Raw genomic sequence first — 17,111 nt, forward strand, 5'->3', positions numbered from 1 at the left:
TCAAGCGGCGGTTGAGTCGCGGGGTTTCAGGGCCCGAGTTTCCACCGCGCGGCGGCGGATGCGCGCCTCACCCGGCCGGGCTCGCGGCGGCCTCCGGCAGCGTGAAGGTCGCGTAGGCGGGCCGCGCCAGCGTCGCGGGGTGCCCGCCCGCGCGCGGGTCTCGCCGGCGCCGAGGGCGTCGACCAGCCGGTCGAGCCGGACCAGGGCAAGGCCGTGGCCGCCGGCGGAACTGCCGGTGGTGCCCAGAACCTTGCCGCCGGCCGTAATTTCCGTGCCGGGCGCGGGCGCGCCGTCCGGGTAGGCGGCCGCCAGGATGCGGGTCCGAGCGGTGCCCCGGTGCTGCATCCGCGAGACCACCTCCTGGCCGACATAGCAGCCCTTCTTGAAGTCGATCCCGCCGAGCTGGTCCATCAGCGCCTCGTGCGGGAACGCGTCGCCGAAGGCGTAGTCGCGCCCGCCCTCCGGGATGCCCAGCGCGATCCGGTGCGCGTGGTAATCGGCCTCCGCGGCGTCGGCCGAGAAGGCGCCCTCGGCCGCGTAGAGCCGGGCTCCGAGATCGGCGTGGCGGGAATCGGCGACCGCCTCGGCGGCGGCCGGCGCGGGCCCGTCCCAGGCGGCGGCCACCGCCACGGTCGGGTCGGCGGCGATCGCGACCTGGGCGCGCAGCCTGTAGAGCGACAGCCGCTTGGCGAGATCGGCCGCCCGGTCCGCCTGCACGTCGAACCGGAACCCGTCCGGCAGCCGCGACACGAGGAAGTCGAACAGGATCTTGCCCTGGGGCGTCAGCAGGGCGCCGAGGCGCGCCTCCCCGTCCTGCAGCGTCTCGACATTGCAGGTCAGCACGCCCTGAAGGAGCGCGGCGGCGTCCGGGCCGGTGACGGCGACGAGGGCGCGGTCCGGCAGCAGGGCGACGGGCATGGCAGGCTGATCCTCACAGGACGGGAGCGGTCCGGCGTGCCGGACCGCGGAAGCGGGAGGTAGTCGCTGCCCGCCCGCGCCTCAACCGTCCGCGATCCCGGCCCTCAGTGCTGGAGGGTCGTGGTGAAGGCGCCGCCGCGGATGCGCTCCGGAAATCCTTCCGCGTAACGGGCCGTGGCTTCCTCACCGTAGGTCATGACCAGTTCCTGGAAGGCGGCGAACAGGGCGGCCTGAGCCATACAGTCGCCGTCGAGCCCGTCGAGGCAGCCTTCCGCGAACGCTTCCGAGACGTAACTCAGCGCGACACGTTTCTCCTCGACATCGACCTCGAGAGGAGCGGTGTGAGAGATATGCTGCATGGCCCGATACTTCCATTGCGCCGGGCACAAGACCCGGCGGACACAACGGATGATAAGCAGGTCCCTGCGGCTCGGCCAGCCGGGAATTTCGAATCGGTTAACGCGAGGGCTCAAATCCGACGCTTCGCCGGCATCCCTGAGCAGTGTGTTGCGCCTGCATCACCCCCCGAAACGGCCTGCCAGCGCGTGCGACAGCCGGTCGCCCTCGGCGACGTAGCGGGCGGCCGCCTCGTGGGCCGCCGGCGTGCAGACCCGGTAGGTCAGCGCGTAGCCGCGATAGCCGCGGTTGTAGGCGCCGGCCAGACGGTCGCGGCGGGCGGGGGTCACGCCCTCGGAGTCGATCAGCGCCTTCATGCGGGCCGGCCAGTCCGCGGCATCCGGCGCGCTGCAGAGGCCGCGCAGGAAGGCCAGCGCCCCGATAATCTCGGACATGCGCATCAGGTCGCGGTCGTAGGGGGCCGGGGTATCGGCGGGGGCATTCGTTTCCTTGGGCGCGTCCTTGGCGTCCTTGGAGGCGGACGCCGCCGGGCGGCCGGAGCGCTGCTGCGCCAGAGCCGGCGCGGCGGCTTGGGCGGCGAGCGCCGCCAGCAGGCACAGGATCGTCGCGGCGCGCCTCACGCCGTCGCCTCCCCGCCGCGGGCCGGATTGCGGTCCCGAACCCGCGCGAACGCCTCCTGCAGGGTCTCGACCAGACCCGGCGTCGTCGGCAGGGTGGCGACCTCGGCGAGCGTCGCCCACCGGGTGCCGAGGGCCTCGGGTCCGGCCACCGGCTCGCCGCCGCGCCACAGGGCGGCGTGCGGGTGCACGACGTAATGGTGCCGGGCGCGGCCGGCCTCGTCCCGGACGATGATCTCGGTCGGCGAGAGCACGCCGACCACCTCGGCGGTCAGACCGACTTCCTCGGACAACTCGCGCAGGGCCGCCTCGGCCAGCGCCTCGCCCGCTTCCACGAGGCCGCCCGGCAGCGTCCAGACGCCGCGCATCGGCTCGTTGGCGCGGGCCGCCAGCAGGACACGCTCGTCCCGGATCACCGCGATCGATGCGCCCACGAAGGGCCGCGCCGGGAACAGGCGGTTGTCGGCCTGGGCATCCGCCGTCATGGTTTTCCCCATCGGGCGCGACGACCGCCACCCGGCCATCGGCGAGGCCGACCAGCAGCCGCGCCGCCGCGCCTTCGCCCAGGACCACGATGCCGGTCTCGGCCGGAGCCGGGAGCGGCACGCGCAGGCGCTCGTGCAGAGCCCCCTTCGCGGAGACCAGGGCGATCTCGGCGCGGCCCGCCACGGGCAGCACCAGCTCGGGCGCGCCGCCGGCCGGAGCCGTGACGGCCAGATCGGAATCGCCGGCCCCGGCCGCGTAGCCCTCGGCCGTGCCGGCGGCCTCGATCCGGTCGGGATGCAGCGTCCAGAGCTGGAGCCGGCCGCCGGCGCTGACCGTCGCGGCCTGGACGGCGCCGGACCCGGAGAAGTCGGCGATGCCGGCAATCTTCAGGGGCGGCCCGGGCTGCGGCGGCGTGCGTGCCGCGACCGTCCAGGCCGCACCCGGATCGCCGGCCGGGCGCTCGATCAGCGCGAGCCCGCCGGTCTCCGCGCCCGGGCGCGTGGAGGCCAGCAGCGCCGGACGATCCCCGAGACGGAGCAGGCGCGGCCGCAGGGGCGCGAACACCGCGTCGGCCCCGGCCGGAACCGTCACGGTCGCCACCGGCACGGGCTTGGGATCGGTGCTGACCGCCATCGGCTGGCGCTCGCGGATGGTCAGGACGGCCGCCGCGGCGCTGCCGTCCGGGGCGCGGGTGCGCCCGGTGAGATAGGCGCTCAACGGGCCGGACAGCGCCCGGCGCGAGCCCGGCACGGCTCCGCGCGGCGTCTCCGCGGCGGTTAGTCCCTCGACCGCCTCACGGCCGATCGGGCGGACGCTCACGGTTCCCTCGGAGAGCGACAGCACGGCACCGCCGTCGTCGCCCCAGACCACGGTGATCGGCGCGCTCTCCTCGTCGCCGGCCTGCTGGCTCACCTTCGCGCCGGCGATCGGCAGCAGCCCGGAGGTCGCCACCGAGACGGCGGCCTCGCTGCGGGGGCCGCGCAGGGCCCGGACCTTGAAGGGCAGGTCGAGGATCCGGATCCCGGGCTCCGCCCGCGCGGCGGCCAGGGGCACGCCGCACAGGAGCAGGCCGAGGAGGAGCGCCCGGCGCACGGGGGCCGGGCCGTGACCCACGGCGTTCGTGCCCGAGGGGGCAGGCGTTCTGGTCAAACGTGCTGGCCGCCGTTGATGTGGAGTTCGGCCCCGTTCACGTAGGACGAGGCCTCGGTGCACAGGAAGTAGATCGCCTTGGCGACCTCGTCCGGGGTGCCGAGCCGGCGCTGCGGGATCTGCTCGGCGAGCTTCTCGGTGCCGGGCGACAGGATCGACGTGTCGATCTCGCCCGGCGAGATCGCGTTGACCCGCACGCCCAGCGGCCCGAAATCGGCGGCCATCTCGCGGGTCAGGCCGGCCAGCGCCGCCTTCGAGGTGCCGTAGGCCGCCCCCGCGAAGGGGTGGACGCGCGAGCCCGCGATCGAGGTCACGTTGACGATCGAGCCCTTGGCGCGGGCGAGCTCGTCGCGCAGGCCGCGGGCCAGCAGGATCGTGGCGAAGAGGTTGACCTGGAACACCCGCTGCCACGCGTCGAACTCGGTCGCCAGGGCGCCGAGGCGCTCGCCGTCCGGCCCCTTCGGCGAGATGCCGGCATTGTTGACCAGCGCGTGTAGCACGCCGCCCTCGGCGGCGAGCCGGCCGCGGACCTCCTCGACGGCGCGGACCGTGTCCTGCGCGTCCGAGAGATCGACCTGGAGATGGTCCTCGGGACCCATCTCCCAGGGGCAGTTCTCCGGAAAGGCGTGGCGCGAGCAGGTGATCACGCGCCAGCCCGCGGCCGAGAACCGCTTGACGGTGGCGTGGCCGATGCCCCGGCTCGCACCCGTGAGCAGCATGATGCGCCGGCGTTCGTTGACGGGGAGGGCCAAAGCCGTAAGCCTCGCTGGCGTTCTAAAGGATCGCAGCCCGGTCCGGGCGCGCGGGTCGTGCCGCTGAGCCTGAACGGTCTAGGCGCACGGGGACCGGAAATCCAGAGCACGCCGCGTGCCGGGCACGATGCAGGGGAGGGGAAACGCATGGCCAGCGACAAGACCAGCGCGGAGCGCATGCCGGCGATCCCGGCCGACCGCCTCACGGAGGCGCAGGCCGCCGCCGCGGCGGTGTTCGAGGCCGAGCGCGGCGTTCCGGTCTTCGGGCCGTTCGTGCCGCTGCTGCGCAGCCCCGAGCTGATGCTCTGCGCGAGCCGGATGGGGCTCTACCTGCGCTACGGCAGCGTCCTGCCGCTGCGCATCAGCGAGTTCGCGATCCTGATCGTGGCCCGGGAGTGGAGCCAGCCGGTGGAATGGGCCATCCACCACCCGATCGCCGTGAAGGCCGGCGTCGCGCCCGAGACCGCGCAGGCCCTGGCCGAGGGACGCCGCCCCGACACGATGAGCGCCGACGAGGCCTTGGCCTACGCGTTCTCGACCGAGCTGACGCGCAACCGCGCGGTGAGCGACGCGACCTACGCGGCCGTGGTCGGGCGCTTCGGCGAGCAGGGGGCGATCGATCTCACCGGCATCAACGGCTACTACGCGCTGCTCGCCATGACCATGAACGTCGCCCGGACGGCGATTCCGGAGGGGACATCCGCGCCGCTGCCGCCGCTGGTAGGGTAGGGTTGGGGGACGCCGTCGCGGCGCCCCTGCGGACCGCATTCCCCACCCGTGGCCCGCACCGCTTGTGGCGCCGGCCGCTTCGGTCTAACCGTCCTCCCCCATGCGGGCGCCCATCGTGCGGTCCGCCAGCCCCCGAAAACCCGGCCGGACGAGAGCCATGGTCGCCCACACCCGCGCCGATTCGGCGCCCAAGCCCACCGATCCGGCGCTGGCGGGCGCCCGGATCCTCGTCGCCGAGGCGCGCTACTACGACGCGATCGCCGACGAACTGCTCGCCGGCGCCCTGGCGGCGATCGAGGCGGCCCGCGCGCAGGCGACCGTGGTGACGGTTCCGGGCGCCCTCGAGATCCCCGCCACGGTGGCGATCCTCCTCGAAACGGGTGCCTACGACGCCGTGGTGGCGCTCGGCTGCGTGATCCGCGGCGAGACGGGCCATTACGACATCGTCGCCGGCGAGAGCGCCCGCGCGCTGATGGACCTCTCGGTCGACCGCCGCGTGCCGCTGGGCAACGGCATCCTCACCGTCGAGACCGAGGCGCAGGCGCTCGCCCGCGCCCGGGTCGCCGAGATGAACAAGGGCGGCGGCGCGGCCGAGGCGGCGCTCGGCGTGCTCGCCCTCAAGCGCGCGGCCGAAGCCGCCCGCCCGCGATGATGGATACCCCCATGACCGGGACACCCGATACCCAGCCGGAGAACGGCGCCGCGTCCGCCGAGACGACGGCCGGCAGCAACGCCGGCACCGCCAAGATCAGCCTGCGCAGCGGCGCCCGCCTCGCCGTGGTGCAGGCGCTCTACGAGATGGACATCTCGGGCAAGGGCGTCCTCGACGCGCTCGCGGAGTTCGAGGCCTTCTGGATCGGCCAGGAAGTCGATGGGATCGCGCATCCGAAGGCCGAGACCGCCTTCTTCCGCGACCTCCTGCGCGGCACCGTCGAGGAGCAGCGTGCGATCGACCCGAAGCTCGATCAGGCGCTCGCCCAGGGCTGGCCGCTGCGGCGCATCGAGATCGTACTGCGGGCGATCCTGCGGGCCGGCGCCTACGAGCTGATGTTCCGGCCCGACGTGCCGGTGGGAGCGGCGATCTCGGCCTATGTCGACGTGGCCCACAGCTTCTACACGGCCGACGAGCCGGGCCTCGTGAACGCTGTGCTCGACCGGCTCGCCCGGGAAGTCCGGCCGGGCGAGGTCGGGGCCGCCAAGGCTTCGAGCAAGCCGGGCTCGTCGAAGCCGCTCTCCGGCAAGTCCGGCTCCGCGAAGACCTCCGCCAACAAGGCCTGACCCGTGGCCGGCCCGTCCCGCATCTCCGAGGACGGGCTGATCGCCCGGTACTTCGCGCCGCTGGCCGGGCCGGGCGCCGACGGGCTCCGGGACGACGCCGCCACCCTGACGCCGGCCCCCGGCCACGATCTTGTCCTCACCGCCGACGCGGTCGTGGTGGGGATCCACTATTTCCCGGATGACCCGCCGGCCTCCATCGCCCGCAAGGCGCTCGGCGTGAACCTGTCCGACATCGCCGCCAAGGGGGCGATCCCGCGCGGCTTCCTGCTGACGCTGGCCCTGCCCGACGACTGGACGGAGGCGTGGCTCGCCGGTTTCGCGGGCGGACTCGGCGCGGCGGCGGCGGAGACCGGCTGTCCGCTCCTCGGCGGCGACACGGTGCGCTCCGGCGGGCCGGCGCTGATCGGCGTGACGATGATGGGCGAGGTGCCGACCGGCGGGATCGTCCGGCGCCACACCGCCCGGGTCGGCGACCGGATCTGCGTCACCGGCACGATCGGCGACGCGGCGCTCGGCCTGCGGCTGCGCCTGGAGCCGGAGGCACCCTGGTCGGCGGGGCTCGATCCGGCGTTGCGGGCCTTCTTGGCCGACCGCTACCTGCACCCGCGGCCGCGCCTCGCGGCGGCTCCGGCCGTCCGCCGCCACGCCTCCGCGGCGATGGACGTCTCGGACGGGCTGGCGGGTGATCTCGCCAAGATGCTCGGCGCGGGCCGGAGCGCCCGGATCGACGGAGCCGCCGTGCCGCTCTCGCAACCGGCCCGGCGCGCTCTCGCGGCCGAGCCCGGCCTGATCGACACGATCCTGACCGGCGGCGACGATTACGAGATCCTCTGCACGGTGGCGCCGGAACAGCTCGACGCCTTCCGAGCCGAGGTGGCGGAGGGCGGCATTCCGCTCACGGCCATCGGCACCGTCACCGCTGGCGACGGGCCGCCCCGTTTCGCGATGGACGATGGCGCGGCGCGTGTGTTCGCCGCGGGCTCGTTCAGCCACTTCTGAGACGGTTTCCGGTCGATCGCTCCGGCATGGTCGTCTCCGCGCGATGAGGGAAGGCGAAAGCCGCCGGAGGATCTCCACCGGAAAGTGGAAGGTCGGGCACGGCGCCCTTCCTCGCTCGGCGGGGAGGGCGCTCGCGCCCGTGTCGACCGCCGGAATCCCCGTCCCCCTGCATCGCCCGTGATCGGCTCAGCCCAGGGCCGTCGGATCCGGATCCTGCATAATAATGCGCCGGCTTAACGCTCTCGCAATGCAGCATTCGCGCGCCGCGCTGCAAACATCTTCAACTCGGCGTTTGCGCTCTCCAGCGAAGTTTGGCAATCAAGGCCTTGTTTTGGGAAGGAAAGCCCCGAATCCGAGCACCGCGTCCCATGGCCGTCTCGCGGCGGTCAAGCTCGACAAGCACAAGCCCACGCCAGGCACGATAATAACAAGGACGGTCGAATGATTCCCTTGGTTCTGATCATCGCGGGCGGGCTCTGCGCCGTCGCCTACGGCATCGTCACGATTCTCGACTTGATGCGGCGCGACGCCGGCACTCAGCGCATGCAGGAGATCGCCGCGGCCATCGCGGAGGGCGCGCAGGCCTATCTGCGGCGGCAATACACGACCATCGGCATCGTCGGCGTGGTGCTGTTCGTGCTGCTCGCCGTGTTCCTCGGGATTAAGGTCGCCATCGGCTTCCTGATCGGCGCCGTGCTCTCGGGCGCGGCGGGCTTCATCGGCATGAACGTCTCGGTCCGGGCCAACGTCCGCACCGCCCAGGCGGCCTCGACCTCGCTGGGCGGGGGCCTCGACATGGCCTTCAAGTCCGGCGCGGTGACCGGCATGCTGGTCGCCGGCCTCGCGCTGCTCGGGGTCGCCCTCTACTACCTCTATCTCACCCGCGGCGCCCATCTCGACCCGTCGAGCCGCGAGGTGATCGACGCGCTGGTGGCCCTGGGCTTCGGCGCCTCGCTGATCTCGATCTTCGCCCGCCTCGGCGGCGGCATCTTCACCAAGGGAGCGGATGTCGGCGGCGACCTCGTCGGCAAGGTCGAGGCCGGAATCCCGGAGGACGATCCGCGCAACCCCGCCACCATCGCCGACAACGTCGGCGACAATGTCGGCGACTGCGCCGGCATGGCGGCCGACCTGTTCGAGACCTACGCGGTCACGATCGTCGCCACCATGGTGCTGGCGGCGATCTTCTTCTCCGGCCCCACCGGCAGCGGCCGGGACGTGCTGGAGCCGATGATGCTCTACCCGCTGGCCATCGGCGCGGCCTGCATCGTCACGTCGATCGCCGGGACCTTCGCGGTGCGGCTCGGGGCCAACCAGTCGATCATGGGCGCCCTCTACAAGGGCCTGATCGCCGCGGGCGTGCTCTCGGTCGCGGCCATCGCCCTCGTCAACATGACGCTGCTCGGCGGCTTCGCCACGTCCTTCACCACCTCGACGGGCGTCACCTTCACCTCGGCCGCCCTGTTCGGCTGCGCGGTGATCGGGCTCGCCATCACGGCGCTGATCGTGGTGATCACCGAGTACTACACCGGCACCAATTTCCGCCCGGTGAAGTCGATCGCCACCGCCTCGGTCACTGGCCATGGCACCAACGTGATCCAGGGGCTGGCGATCTCCCTCGAATCCACGGCCCTTCCCGCCCTGGTGATCGTGGGCGGCATCATCAGCACCTACGCGCTCGCAGGCCTGTTCGGCATCGCCATCGCGGTGACCGCGATGCTGGCGCTGGCCGGCTTCATCGTGGCGCTCGACGCCTTCGGACCGGTCACCGACAATGCCGGCGGCATCGCCGAGATGGCGGGCCTGCCCTCCGACGTGCGCAAGTCGACCGACGCCCTCGACGCGGTCGGCAATACCACCAAGGCGGTCACCAAGGGCTACGCGATCGGCTCGGCCGGCCTCGGCGCGCTGGTGCTGTTCGCCGCCTACACGTCGGACCTGAACTACTTCATCGCCAATGCGAGCCCGACGCAGTACCGCTTCTTCCAGGGCGTCAGCGTCGATTTCTCCCTGTCCAACCCCTACGTGGTGGTGGGCCTGCTGCTCGGCGGCCTGATCCCGTTCCTGTTCGCCGGCATCGCCATGACGGCGGTCGGGCGCGCGGCGGGCGCGGTCGTGGAGGAGGTCCGCCGCCAGTTCCGGGAGAAGCCCGGGATCATGCAGGGCACGGACCGGCCCGATTACGGCCGGGCGGTCGACATGCTGACCCGCGCGGCGATCAAGGAGATGATCGTCCCGTCGCTGCTGCCGGTGCTGTCGCCGGTGGTGCTGTTCTTCGTGATCCAGCTCATCGCCGGCAAGAGCCAGGCCTTCGCCACGGTGGGCGCGAGCCTGCTCGGCGTGATCCTCACCGGCCTCTACGTGGCGATCTCGATGACCTCGGGCGGCGGTGCCTGGGACAACGCCAAGAAGTACATCGAGGACGGCCATCACGGCGGCAAGGGCTCGGAGGCCCACAAGGCGGCGGTGACCGGCGATACGGTCGGCGACCCCTACAAGGACACCGCCGGCCCCGCGGTGAACCCGGCGATCAAGATCACCAACATCATCGCCCTGCTGCTGCTGGCGGTGCTAGCGCACAGTTAAGGGCTGCCGAGACCCTGACGCACGGCGAGGGCCGGGCTCCGAGGGAGCCCGGCCCTCTGCATTTTGCCATGTGTGCCCCCGCACGTCGCCGTCGTTCCGGTTGCGCTGCACCTTGGCATCGCCGCGCCGCAGCGCCACCTCGGCGCGGGAACAAACCGGATGCGGCCCCCAGGTCGCACCAGCACGAGGTCATCCATGCCATCCCTGCTCGACCCGATCCGCATCGGCGCCATCGAGGCGAAGAACCGGATCTTCATGGCCCCGCTCACCCGGGGCCGCGGCACCCGCGAGCACGTGCCGACCCCGATCATGGCCGAGTATTACGCCCAGCGCGCCGGCGCCGGCCTGATCCTCACCGAGGCCACCGGCATCACCCAGGAGGGGCTGGGCTGGCCGTTCGCGCCCGGCATCTGGTCCGATGCCCAGGTTGATGCCTGGCGGCCGATCGTGAAGGCGGTCCACGACAAGGGCGGCAAGATCGTCTGCCAGATCTGGCATATGGGCCGGATGGTCCACCCGGACTTCCTCGGCGGCGCCAAGCCGGTCTCGTCCTCGGCCACCACGGCGCCCGACCAGGCCCACACCTATTCCGGCAAAAAGCCCTACGGTGAGGCCCGCGCCCTGGAACTCGCCGAGATCCCGCGCCTGCTCGCCGATTACGAGCGCGCCACCGCCAACGCCCTGGCCGCGGGCTTCGACGGCGTGCAGATCCACGCGGCGAACGGCTACCTGATCGACGAGTTCCTGCGCGACGGCACCAACCACCGCACTGACCAGTACGGCGGCTCCATCGAGAACCGGGTGCGGCTGCTGCGCGAGGTCACCGAGGTGGTCGCCAAGGTCGCAGGACCTGAGCGCACCGGCGTGCGCCTCTCGCCGAACGGCGCGATCCAGGGCTGCAACGATTCGAATCCCGAGCCGCTGTTCGTGGCCGCCGCGCAGGCGCTGGCCGATATCGGCATCGCCTTCCTGGAGATGCGCGAGCCGGGCCCGGACGGCACCTTCGGCAAGGCCGACCACCCGCCGATCGCCCCGGCGATGCGGCGCGTGTTCCGCAACCCGATGATCCTCAACGCCGATTACGACGGCATCAGCGGACAGAAGGTGCTGGATGCCGGCGAGGCCGACGCCATCGCGTTCGGCCGGACCTACATCGCCAATCCGGACCTGGTCGAGCGGATCGCCAAGGGCGCGCCGCTCAACAAGGACAACGCCGCGACGTGGTACAGCCAGGGCCCGGAAGGCTACATCGACTACCCGACCCTGGGCGAGGCCCGCGCCGCCTAAGGCGCCCTCAGCCTCGATCCGCCGCGCCCACAATAAGCGTGGCGGCGTTGCGCGGCGGTGCCTAGGCAGGCACCGTCCGCGCACCTATTTGGGGGCGGGACCATGGATGTGCCGGCACCTCACGCGCTCGCGGCTTCCGAACCGACCGACGGGCGCTGGAGCGCCGCGGCCCGGATCGCGGAACTGCGCGACCTCGCGATCCTCGATTCGGATCCCGAGCCGCTCTACGACGATCTCGTGCGCGTCGCCGCCTATGTCTGCCGGGCGCCGGTCGCCCTCGTCAGCCTGGTCGATGCCCAGCGGCAATGGTTCAAGTCCGAGGTCGGGCTTGGCAAGCGCGAGCTCCCGATCAACTGCTCGGTCTGCGCCTACACGATCGAGGCGGGCGAGATGCTCGTCATCCCGGACCTCACCACCGATCCGCGGACCGTCGAGAACCCGCTGGTGACCGGGCCGGAAGGGTTCCGGTTCTACGCCGGCGCGGTGATCCGAGGCGGGCAGGGCATCCCCCTCGGCGCCCTGTGCGTGCTCGACCGGGCGGCCCGGCCGAAGGGTCTCGATTCGGAGCAGACCGCCACGCTGATGGCCCTGGCGCGCCAGATCTCGAGCCTGCTGGAACACCGCCGGACCCTCGCCCAGGTCGCGGCCCGCGAGGCGGAGATCGCCGCGAGCGAGCGCCGCTTCCGGGTGATGACCGCGGCAATGCCCCAGATGGTCTGGACCACGCAGCCGGACGGGTTCCACGACTATTACAACGACCGCTGGTACGAGTTCACCGGCGTGCCCTACGGTTCCACCGATGGCGAGGGCTGGAACGACGTGTTCCATCCCGAGGATCAGGAGCGGGCCTGGACACGCTGGCGCCACTCGCTGGAGACCGGCGAGCCCTACGAGATCGAGTACCGTCTGCGCCACCGCGACGGCGCTTATCGCTGGACGCTGGGCCGCGCCATGCCGATCCGCGACGCGGAGGGGCGGATCGAGCGCTGGTTTGGGACCTGCACCGACATCGGCGACCTGAAGCGCGCCGAGACCGAGGCGCGCCAGCTCGCCGCCATCGTGGAAACGTCGAAGGACTTCATCGGCCTCTGCACCCTCGAGGGCGAGATCACCCACCTCAACGAGGCGGCCCTGGCCCTGGTCGGGCTGCCCGACCTCGCCGCCGCGCGCCGGCACAGGATCCCCGACTTCTTCACGGACGACAGCCGCCGGGTGCTGGCCGAGACCGTGATGCCGGCGGTCCGCCGGAACGGCTTCTGGGAGGGCGAGCTGGCGTTCCGGCACTTCGCCACCGGCGAGCCGGTGGCGGTCCTGTACAACATCTTCCCGGTACGCGACCCGACCGGAGCCGAGGTCGGCTACGCCACCGTTACCCGCGACCTGCGCGAGGCCAAGCGCGCCGAGGAGGCGCGCGACCTGCTCATCCGCGAGCTGTCGCACCGGATCAAGAACATCTTCGCGGTGATCGGCGGGCTGGCCGCGCTGACCGCGCGCAGCGATCCGGCCGCCAAGCCCTTCGCGGCCGCCTTCCGGGACCGGCTCGGCGCCCTGGCGCGGGCGCACGAATATGTCCGGCCGCACTCCCCCGACAGCGCCCCCGCGGTGGCGGGCCAGACGGTGCTGGGGCTCATGCGCCTGATCATGGCCGCCTACGAGGAGGGCGGCCGCGCCCGGGTGGCGATCTCCGGCGACGATGCCGAGATCGGCGAGCGCACCGCCACCGCCCTCGCGCTGATCATGCACGAGCAGGCGACCAACGCGATGAAGTATGGCGGCCTCTCCACCAAGGCGGGCGGGGTCTCGCTAATGGGGCGCCGGGAAGCGGACCGCTACACGCTGACTTGGCAGGAGGCGGGCGGTCCCCCGGTCGTCGGCGCGCCGTCCCGCAAGGGTTTCGGCACGGTGCTGGCCGAGCGCAGCGTCGCCGGCCAGCTCGACGGCGTGCTGGAGCACGACTGGGCGCCGGGCGGGCTGCTGCTGCGCCTCAGCGTCCCGCTCGAGAACCTGCGGACCTGAGATGGCCCGGGAGCCCGCGCGCGGGCCGGCCTCATCGTCCTCGATTTCGACGGCACCCTGGCCGACAGCTTCGACTGGTTCTGCTCGGTCCTCAACGGCGTGGCCGACCGCTACCGGTTCCGGCGCGTCGAGGCGCATGAGGTCGAGGAACTGCGGCTGCAGGGCGCCCGGGCGATCGTGGCCCATCTCGGCATCCCCCGCTGGAAGCTGCCGCTCATCGCCCGGCACATGCACGCCCTGGCCGCGCGCGACGCCGCGCGGATCGCGCTGTTCCCCGGCGTCACCGCGATGCTGGCCGAGATCGCCGAGGCGGGCGTGCCGCTGGCGATCCTGTCGTCGAACCGCCGGGAGGCCGTCCGCCGCGTGCTCGGGCCGGACAACGCGGCCCGCATCGACGCCTATGCCTGTGGGGCCTCGATCTTCGGCAAGGCGCGCCGGCTGAAGGCGCTGCTCGCGCGGACCGGGATCGCCGCGGACCGGGCGCTCTGCATCGGCGACGAGATCCGGGATCTGGAGGCGGCCCGCGCCCTCGGCTGCCCGTTCGGCGCCGTGGCCTGGGGCTACACCGATCCGCGGGCGCTCGCGGCGCTCGGACCCGAATACGTGTTTTCAGAACCCGCGGAGATCGCCCGCCTCGCGGCGGGCGCCGTTGGTCAGAGGCCGCGATTCGCGCCCGGCACGACGCTGGCGCCGTTGCCGCTGCCGAACGGCTCGTAGCGGGTCAGGCCGCGGAACAGCTGGCTGAGGAAGGCCCGGTCGGCGCCGCTCGTCGGCGTGGTGCGCTCGATGAAGTCGAACACCCGGCCGTCCTGAAGGCCGTAGAGCGCCACGCGCTCGACCTTGAAGCCGGGGGTGAAGTAGACCGCCGTCACCTTCTGGTCCTCGACCTGCTCGCCCATGAACATGATCGTCCGGCGGGTGTTCTGGGAGATGTAGTACCAGGACTTGTTGCCCACCGTGGAGACCGTCGAGGGCGTGCCGAGGATCTGCAGCACCTGCTCGGGGCCCATGCCGGGCTTGATCGTGGCGAGCGCGGCCTGATCGACCTGATAGCCGTGGCGCAGTTCCTCGCCGATGCAGCCGGACAGGCCGGCTCCCGCAAGGCCGAGCAGGGCGAGGCGCGCGAAGGACTGGACGAGACGGCGCCGCATCGGGCCCCCAGAGAGCGTGTGGACGGACGGGACGCAACCGAGGCCGCCGGCACGGGATTCCGACGGCGCTTGCGCCCTGGGCGTAGGTTGCCGTACCGCGGGGTTATGGCTTTGACAAGGCAAGCTTGGCCACAGGCAGCCGACATCCGTGCCGGGTGCGGCGCCGTCCGATTTTTCGCTCTGGGGTGCCCATGATCGCCGGGCTGTTCCGCCGCGCAAACGCGCGCCGCCGCGCCGTCGAGGGGCTGCACCTTGCCCTGAGCATGGCCGCGCGCCAGCCGGGCCTGTACACGCGCCTCGGCGTCCCCGACACCGTCGAGGGCCGGTTCGAGGCCCTGTGCCTCCACGCGATCCTGGTCCTGCGCCGGCTGAGCCGACTGCCGGCGCCGGCCGCCGAGGTGGCGCAGGATCTCGTGAACTCGGTCTTCACCCAGCTCGACGCGTCCCTGCGCGAACTGGGCGTCGGCGACATGGGCGTGTCCAAGCGGATGAAGAAGCTCGGCGCCGCCTTCTACGGCCGGGCCACGGGCTACGACGCCGCCCTCGACGCGGGCGACACGGCGGCGCTGCGCGCGGCCCTCGTCCGCAACGTGCTTGGCGGGGAGGGGGACGGGACGGGCCTCGCCGCCTACGTTCAGGCGGTCGACGCGGCTCTGGCCGCGGTTGACCTCGACGGGCTGCTCGGTGATGGGCCGCCCTTCCCGAAGCCGGACGGCTTCGCGCCCGCTTTCGCACCCAACGAGGACAGAGCAGGAGACCGCGCATGACCCGGGACAGCAGCCAGGCCAGCGGCCCGCTCTCGCGCTGGGTGAATGTCGAGCGCCTGCCCCAGGGGCACGGTACCGCCACCGTGGAGGCGAGCCCGGCCGAGTGCGCGGCCCTCGCGACCGATTTCGGGATCCCCGCCATCCGCGACCTGGTCGGGCGGTTCGAGATCCAGGGTTCGACCAGCCGGCTCACAGTGACAGGCACCGTGGAGGCCTTTGTGACGCAGGTCTGTACCGTCAGCCTCGAACCGTTCGAGGCCCCGGTGCGCGAACCGGTCGAGGTCGTGTTCACCGACACCGACCGGCTCGCCGGCACCGATGCCGAGGACGCCGACATCCCCGACCCGCTCGTCGGCGGCCGCATCGATTTCGGCGCGCTCACCGCGGAGTTCCTGGCGCTGGGGCTGGACCCCTATCCCCGCAAGCCCGGCATCAGCTTCGAGCCCGTGGTGGTGGGCGAGGATGCGGGACCCCTGGCCGGGCTGCGCAAGCTTCGCGACGGCGAGGGTTGAGGTCCGAAACCTGCGCACCGTGCGGCAACGATCGCCTGCCCGCCGCGCGGAGTCATGACGTCACGGACGCGCCGTCATTCCGGGGCGCCGTAGGCGAGCCCGGAATCCAGACACGCCGACGCGTCAAGATCTTGCGCCGACAGCGCGTCTAAATTCCGGGCTCCGCTGTGCGGCCCAGGAATGACGGGGGATGTTCCGACCGTCCTGGCAGTCCCGGGCCCCGAGCGATTATGCCACCGCATGGCGGCGACCTCGCGCGTGCCGCCCGAATTCATTTGCCCGCCGGCCCGGTATCGCTATGGTCCGCCGCGCCCGACGGGGCTATCTCGTCCCTGTCCACCGCTTTTCCCGCCGAGACCCCGCGACCCGCCTGAACGACATGTCTCAACGCGTGTGCATCTCGCTCGACGCCATGGGCGGCGACCACGGGCCCTCCACGGTCGTGCCCGGCGCGGCCCTCGCCCGCGAGCGCCATCCCGGCACCACCTTCCTGATGTTCGGCGACGAGGCGGTGATCGCACCGCTGGTCGCCAAGGAGCCCCGCCTCAAGGATTGCGTCGAGATCCGCCACACCACCGTGGCCGTCGCCATGGACGACAAGCCGAGCCGGCGGTGCGCCAGGGCCGGGGCAAGTCGTCCATGTGGCAGGCGATCCAGGCGGTGCGCGACGGTCAGGCGGATGCCTGCGTCTCGGCCGGCAACACCGGCGCCCTGATGGCGATGTCGAAGATCTGCCTGAAGACCATGTCGGGCATCGAGCGCCCGGCCATCGCGTGCCTGTGGCCGACCGTGCGCGGCGAGAGCATCGTGCTGGATGTCGGCGCCACCATCGGGACGGATGCCGAGCACCTCGTCGAGATGGCCGTGATGGGCTCGGCCATGGCCCGCATCGTGTTCGACCTCGACCGGCCGACCGTCGGCCTGCTCAACGTCGGCACCGAGGAGATGAAGGGCAACGAGGCCGTCAAGGAGGCCGCCCGGATCCTGCGCGAGATGGAGAGCCCCGGCCTCAGCTATCACGGCTTCGTCGAGGGCACGGATCTCGGCCGGGGCACGGTCGACGTGGTCGTGACCGAGGGCTTCACCGGCAACATCGCCCTCAAGACCGCCGAGGGCACGGCCAAGCAGATCGGCAGCTATCTCCGCGCGGCCATGACGCGGACGCTGGCGGCCAAGATCGGCGCCCTCTTCGCCCGGCAGGCGTTCCGCGCCCTGCGCGACAAGATGAACCCGAGCCGGGCCAATGGCGGCGTGTTCCTCGGCCTGGAGGGCATCGTCATCAAGAGCCACGGCTCTGAGAACGCGCAGGGCTTCGCGGCCGCCATCGATCTGGCGCACGACATGGCGCGTCACGACATGATCCGCACGATCCGCGAGAGGCTCGACCAGACGGCGGCCCTGGCGCCGGCCTGAGCGGCCGGTGCCGGCCTGGGCCTATTGGCGGACAGGATGGAAATCGGGCGCCCGCGGCGACACACCGGAAGGGTGTGAACCCGCGCTGCCCGGG

The 17,111-nt window shown here is 72.2% G+C and carries 15 protein-coding genes and 3 pseudogenes; 11 read left to right on the forward strand and 7 right to left on the reverse strand.

Features of this window, described 5'->3' with window-relative positions:
• Positions 1 to 67: 67 nt before the first annotated feature.
• From ygfZ to M6G65_RS28150, 6 genes and pseudogenes are all read right to left on the reverse strand, one after another.
• Positions 68 to 918: pseudogene (ygfZ, locus tag M6G65_RS28125) on the reverse strand (CAF17-like 4Fe-4S cluster assembly/insertion protein YgfZ).
• A 104-nt stretch (positions 919 to 1,022) separates the two neighbouring features.
• The gene (locus M6G65_RS28130; RefSeq protein WP_160534062.1) at positions 1,023 to 1,277 is read right to left on the reverse strand and encodes a hypothetical protein; all 255 of its coding nucleotides are present in this window, start codon (positions 1,275 to 1,277) and stop codon (positions 1,023 to 1,025) included.
• A 159-nt stretch (positions 1,278 to 1,436) separates the two neighbouring features.
• Positions 1,437 to 1,895: a TIGR02301 family protein gene (locus M6G65_RS28135; protein WP_238194573.1), complete on the reverse strand. Its 459-nt coding sequence runs from the start codon at positions 1,893 to 1,895 to the stop codon at positions 1,437 to 1,439.
• The gene (locus M6G65_RS28140) at positions 1,892 to 2,377 is read right to left on the reverse strand and encodes an NUDIX hydrolase (protein WP_238194574.1); all 486 of its coding nucleotides are present in this window, start codon (positions 2,375 to 2,377) and stop codon (positions 1,892 to 1,894) included. Before M6G65_RS28140 ends, M6G65_RS28135 begins: the two co-directional genes overlap by 4 nt.
• A 7-nt stretch (positions 2,378 to 2,384) precedes the next feature.
• Positions 2,385 to 3,527: pseudogene (locus tag M6G65_RS34125) on the reverse strand (hypothetical protein); the annotation flags it as partial.
• On the reverse strand, positions 3,524 to 4,246 hold the full coding sequence (locus M6G65_RS28150) for an SDR family NAD(P)-dependent oxidoreductase (protein WP_250104301.1): 723 nt from the start codon (positions 4,244 to 4,246) through the stop codon (positions 3,524 to 3,526). The gene M6G65_RS28150 and the pseudogene M6G65_RS34125, both read right to left, overlap by 4 nt.
• Before the next feature lie 180 nt (positions 4,247 to 4,426).
• Between M6G65_RS28150 and M6G65_RS28155 the strand changes: the two genes are divergently transcribed.
• From M6G65_RS28155 to M6G65_RS28190, 8 genes are all read left to right on the forward strand, one after another.
• Positions 4,427 to 5,008 (forward strand): carboxymuconolactone decarboxylase family protein, encoded by a 582-nt coding sequence (locus tag M6G65_RS28155; protein ID WP_238194576.1) that lies wholly within the window; start codon positions 4,427 to 4,429, stop codon positions 5,006 to 5,008.
• A 157-nt stretch (positions 5,009 to 5,165) separates the two neighbouring features.
• Positions 5,166 to 5,660 carry a 6,7-dimethyl-8-ribityllumazine synthase gene (gene ribH / locus M6G65_RS28160; RefSeq protein ID WP_250103152.1) on the forward strand — a complete coding sequence of 165 codons (495 nt, stop codon included), beginning with the start codon at positions 5,166 to 5,168 and terminating at the stop codon, positions 5,658 to 5,660.
• An 11-nt stretch (positions 5,661 to 5,671) separates the two neighbouring features.
• Positions 5,672 to 6,286 carry a transcription antitermination factor NusB gene (nusB, locus tag M6G65_RS28165; protein WP_238194578.1) on the forward strand — a complete coding sequence of 205 codons (615 nt, stop codon included), beginning with the start codon at positions 5,672 to 5,674 and terminating at the stop codon, positions 6,284 to 6,286.
• 3 nt (positions 6,287 to 6,289) lie between these two features.
• Entirely contained in the window at positions 6,290 to 7,285 is a 996-nt protein-coding gene (gene thiL, locus M6G65_RS28170; protein WP_238194579.1) for a thiamine-phosphate kinase, read from the forward strand.
• Positions 7,286 to 7,726: 441 nt separating this feature from the next.
• Positions 7,727 to 9,871, forward strand: coding sequence for a sodium-translocating pyrophosphatase (locus M6G65_RS28175; RefSeq protein ID WP_238194580.1), 2,145 nt, complete (start codon positions 7,727 to 7,729; stop codon positions 9,869 to 9,871).
• A gap of 195 nt (positions 9,872 to 10,066) precedes the next feature.
• A complete protein-coding gene (locus tag M6G65_RS28180) occupies positions 10,067 to 11,158 on the forward strand; it encodes an alkene reductase (protein ID WP_238194581.1) in 1,092 nt (363 codons plus the stop codon).
• A gap of 102 nt (positions 11,159 to 11,260) precedes the next feature.
• Positions 11,261 to 13,174, forward strand: coding sequence for a PAS domain S-box protein (locus M6G65_RS28185; RefSeq protein ID WP_250103153.1), 1,914 nt, complete (start codon positions 11,261 to 11,263; stop codon positions 13,172 to 13,174).
• 33 nt (positions 13,175 to 13,207) lie between these two features.
• On the forward strand, positions 13,208 to 13,891 hold the full coding sequence (locus M6G65_RS28190; protein WP_250104302.1) for an HAD hydrolase-like protein: 684 nt from the start codon (positions 13,208 to 13,210) through the stop codon (positions 13,889 to 13,891).
• On the opposite strand, the gene M6G65_RS28195 is transcribed toward M6G65_RS28190, so the two are convergent.
• Positions 13,828 to 14,325 carry an outer membrane protein assembly factor BamE gene (locus M6G65_RS28195; protein WP_238194584.1) on the reverse strand — a complete coding sequence of 166 codons (498 nt, stop codon included), beginning with the start codon at positions 14,323 to 14,325 and terminating at the stop codon, positions 13,828 to 13,830. The two genes, M6G65_RS28190 and M6G65_RS28195, sit on opposite strands and share 64 nt — an antisense overlap.
• A 191-nt stretch (positions 14,326 to 14,516) precedes the next feature.
• Between M6G65_RS28195 and M6G65_RS28200 the strand changes: the two genes are divergently transcribed.
• The 3 genes and pseudogenes from M6G65_RS28200 to plsX all read left to right on the forward strand — a co-directional run bounded on the left by M6G65_RS28200 (position 14,517) and on the right by plsX (position 17,017).
• Complete coding sequence (locus tag M6G65_RS28200; protein ID WP_238194929.1) at positions 14,517 to 15,092, forward strand: ubiquinol-cytochrome C chaperone family protein; 576 nt, start codon at positions 14,517 to 14,519, stop codon at positions 15,090 to 15,092.
• Positions 15,089 to 15,604 (forward strand): YceD family protein, encoded by a 516-nt coding sequence (locus M6G65_RS28205; protein WP_238194585.1) that lies wholly within the window; start codon positions 15,089 to 15,091, stop codon positions 15,602 to 15,604. Before M6G65_RS28200 ends, M6G65_RS28205 begins: the two co-directional genes overlap by 4 nt.
• A 379-nt stretch (positions 15,605 to 15,983) precedes the next feature.
• Positions 15,984 to 17,017 (forward strand): annotated as a pseudogene (plsX, locus tag M6G65_RS28210) (phosphate acyltransferase PlsX).
• Positions 17,018 to 17,111 lie beyond the last annotated feature (94 nt).

Source organism: Methylobacterium tardum (assembly GCF_023546765.1).
GTDB lineage: Bacteria > Pseudomonadota > Alphaproteobacteria > Rhizobiales > Beijerinckiaceae > Methylobacterium > Methylobacterium tardum.

What these genes read in the sequence shown, in the direction of transcription:
- M6G65_RS28200 (WP_238194929.1), top strand. Translation starts at nt 14,517, where the DNA reads ATGATCGCCGGGCTGTTCCGCCGCGCAAACGCGCGCCGCCGCGCCGTC.
- nusB (WP_238194578.1), top strand. Translation starts at nt 5,672, where the DNA reads ATGACCGGGACACCCGATACCCAGCCGGAGAACGGCGCCGCGTCCGCC.
- M6G65_RS28175 (WP_238194580.1), top strand. Translation starts at nt 7,727, where the DNA reads ATGATTCCCTTGGTTCTGATCATCGCGGGCGGGCTCTGCGCCGTCGCC.
- M6G65_RS28140 (WP_238194574.1), bottom strand. Translation starts at nt 2,377, where the DNA reads ATGACGGCGGATGCCCAGGCCGACAACCGCCTGTTCCCGGCGCGGCCC.
- M6G65_RS28195 (WP_238194584.1), bottom strand. Translation starts at nt 14,325, where the DNA reads ATGCGGCGCCGTCTCGTCCAGTCCTTCGCGCGCCTCGCCCTGCTCGGC.
- M6G65_RS28185 (WP_250103153.1), top strand. Translation starts at nt 11,261, where the DNA reads ATGGATGTGCCGGCACCTCACGCGCTCGCGGCTTCCGAACCGACCGAC.
- M6G65_RS28130 (WP_160534062.1), bottom strand. Translation starts at nt 1,277, where the DNA reads ATGCAGCATATCTCTCACACCGCTCCTCTCGAGGTCGATGTCGAGGAG.
- M6G65_RS28205 (WP_238194585.1), top strand. Translation starts at nt 15,089, where the DNA reads ATGACCCGGGACAGCAGCCAGGCCAGCGGCCCGCTCTCGCGCTGGGTG.
- ribH (WP_250103152.1), top strand. Translation starts at nt 5,166, where the DNA reads ATGGTCGCCCACACCCGCGCCGATTCGGCGCCCAAGCCCACCGATCCG.
- M6G65_RS28150 (WP_250104301.1), bottom strand. Translation starts at nt 4,246, where the DNA reads ATGCTGCTCACGGGTGCGAGCCGGGGCATCGGCCACGCCACCGTCAAG.
- M6G65_RS28155 (WP_238194576.1), top strand. Translation starts at nt 4,427, where the DNA reads ATGGCCAGCGACAAGACCAGCGCGGAGCGCATGCCGGCGATCCCGGCC.
- M6G65_RS28180 (WP_238194581.1), top strand. Translation starts at nt 10,067, where the DNA reads ATGCCATCCCTGCTCGACCCGATCCGCATCGGCGCCATCGAGGCGAAG.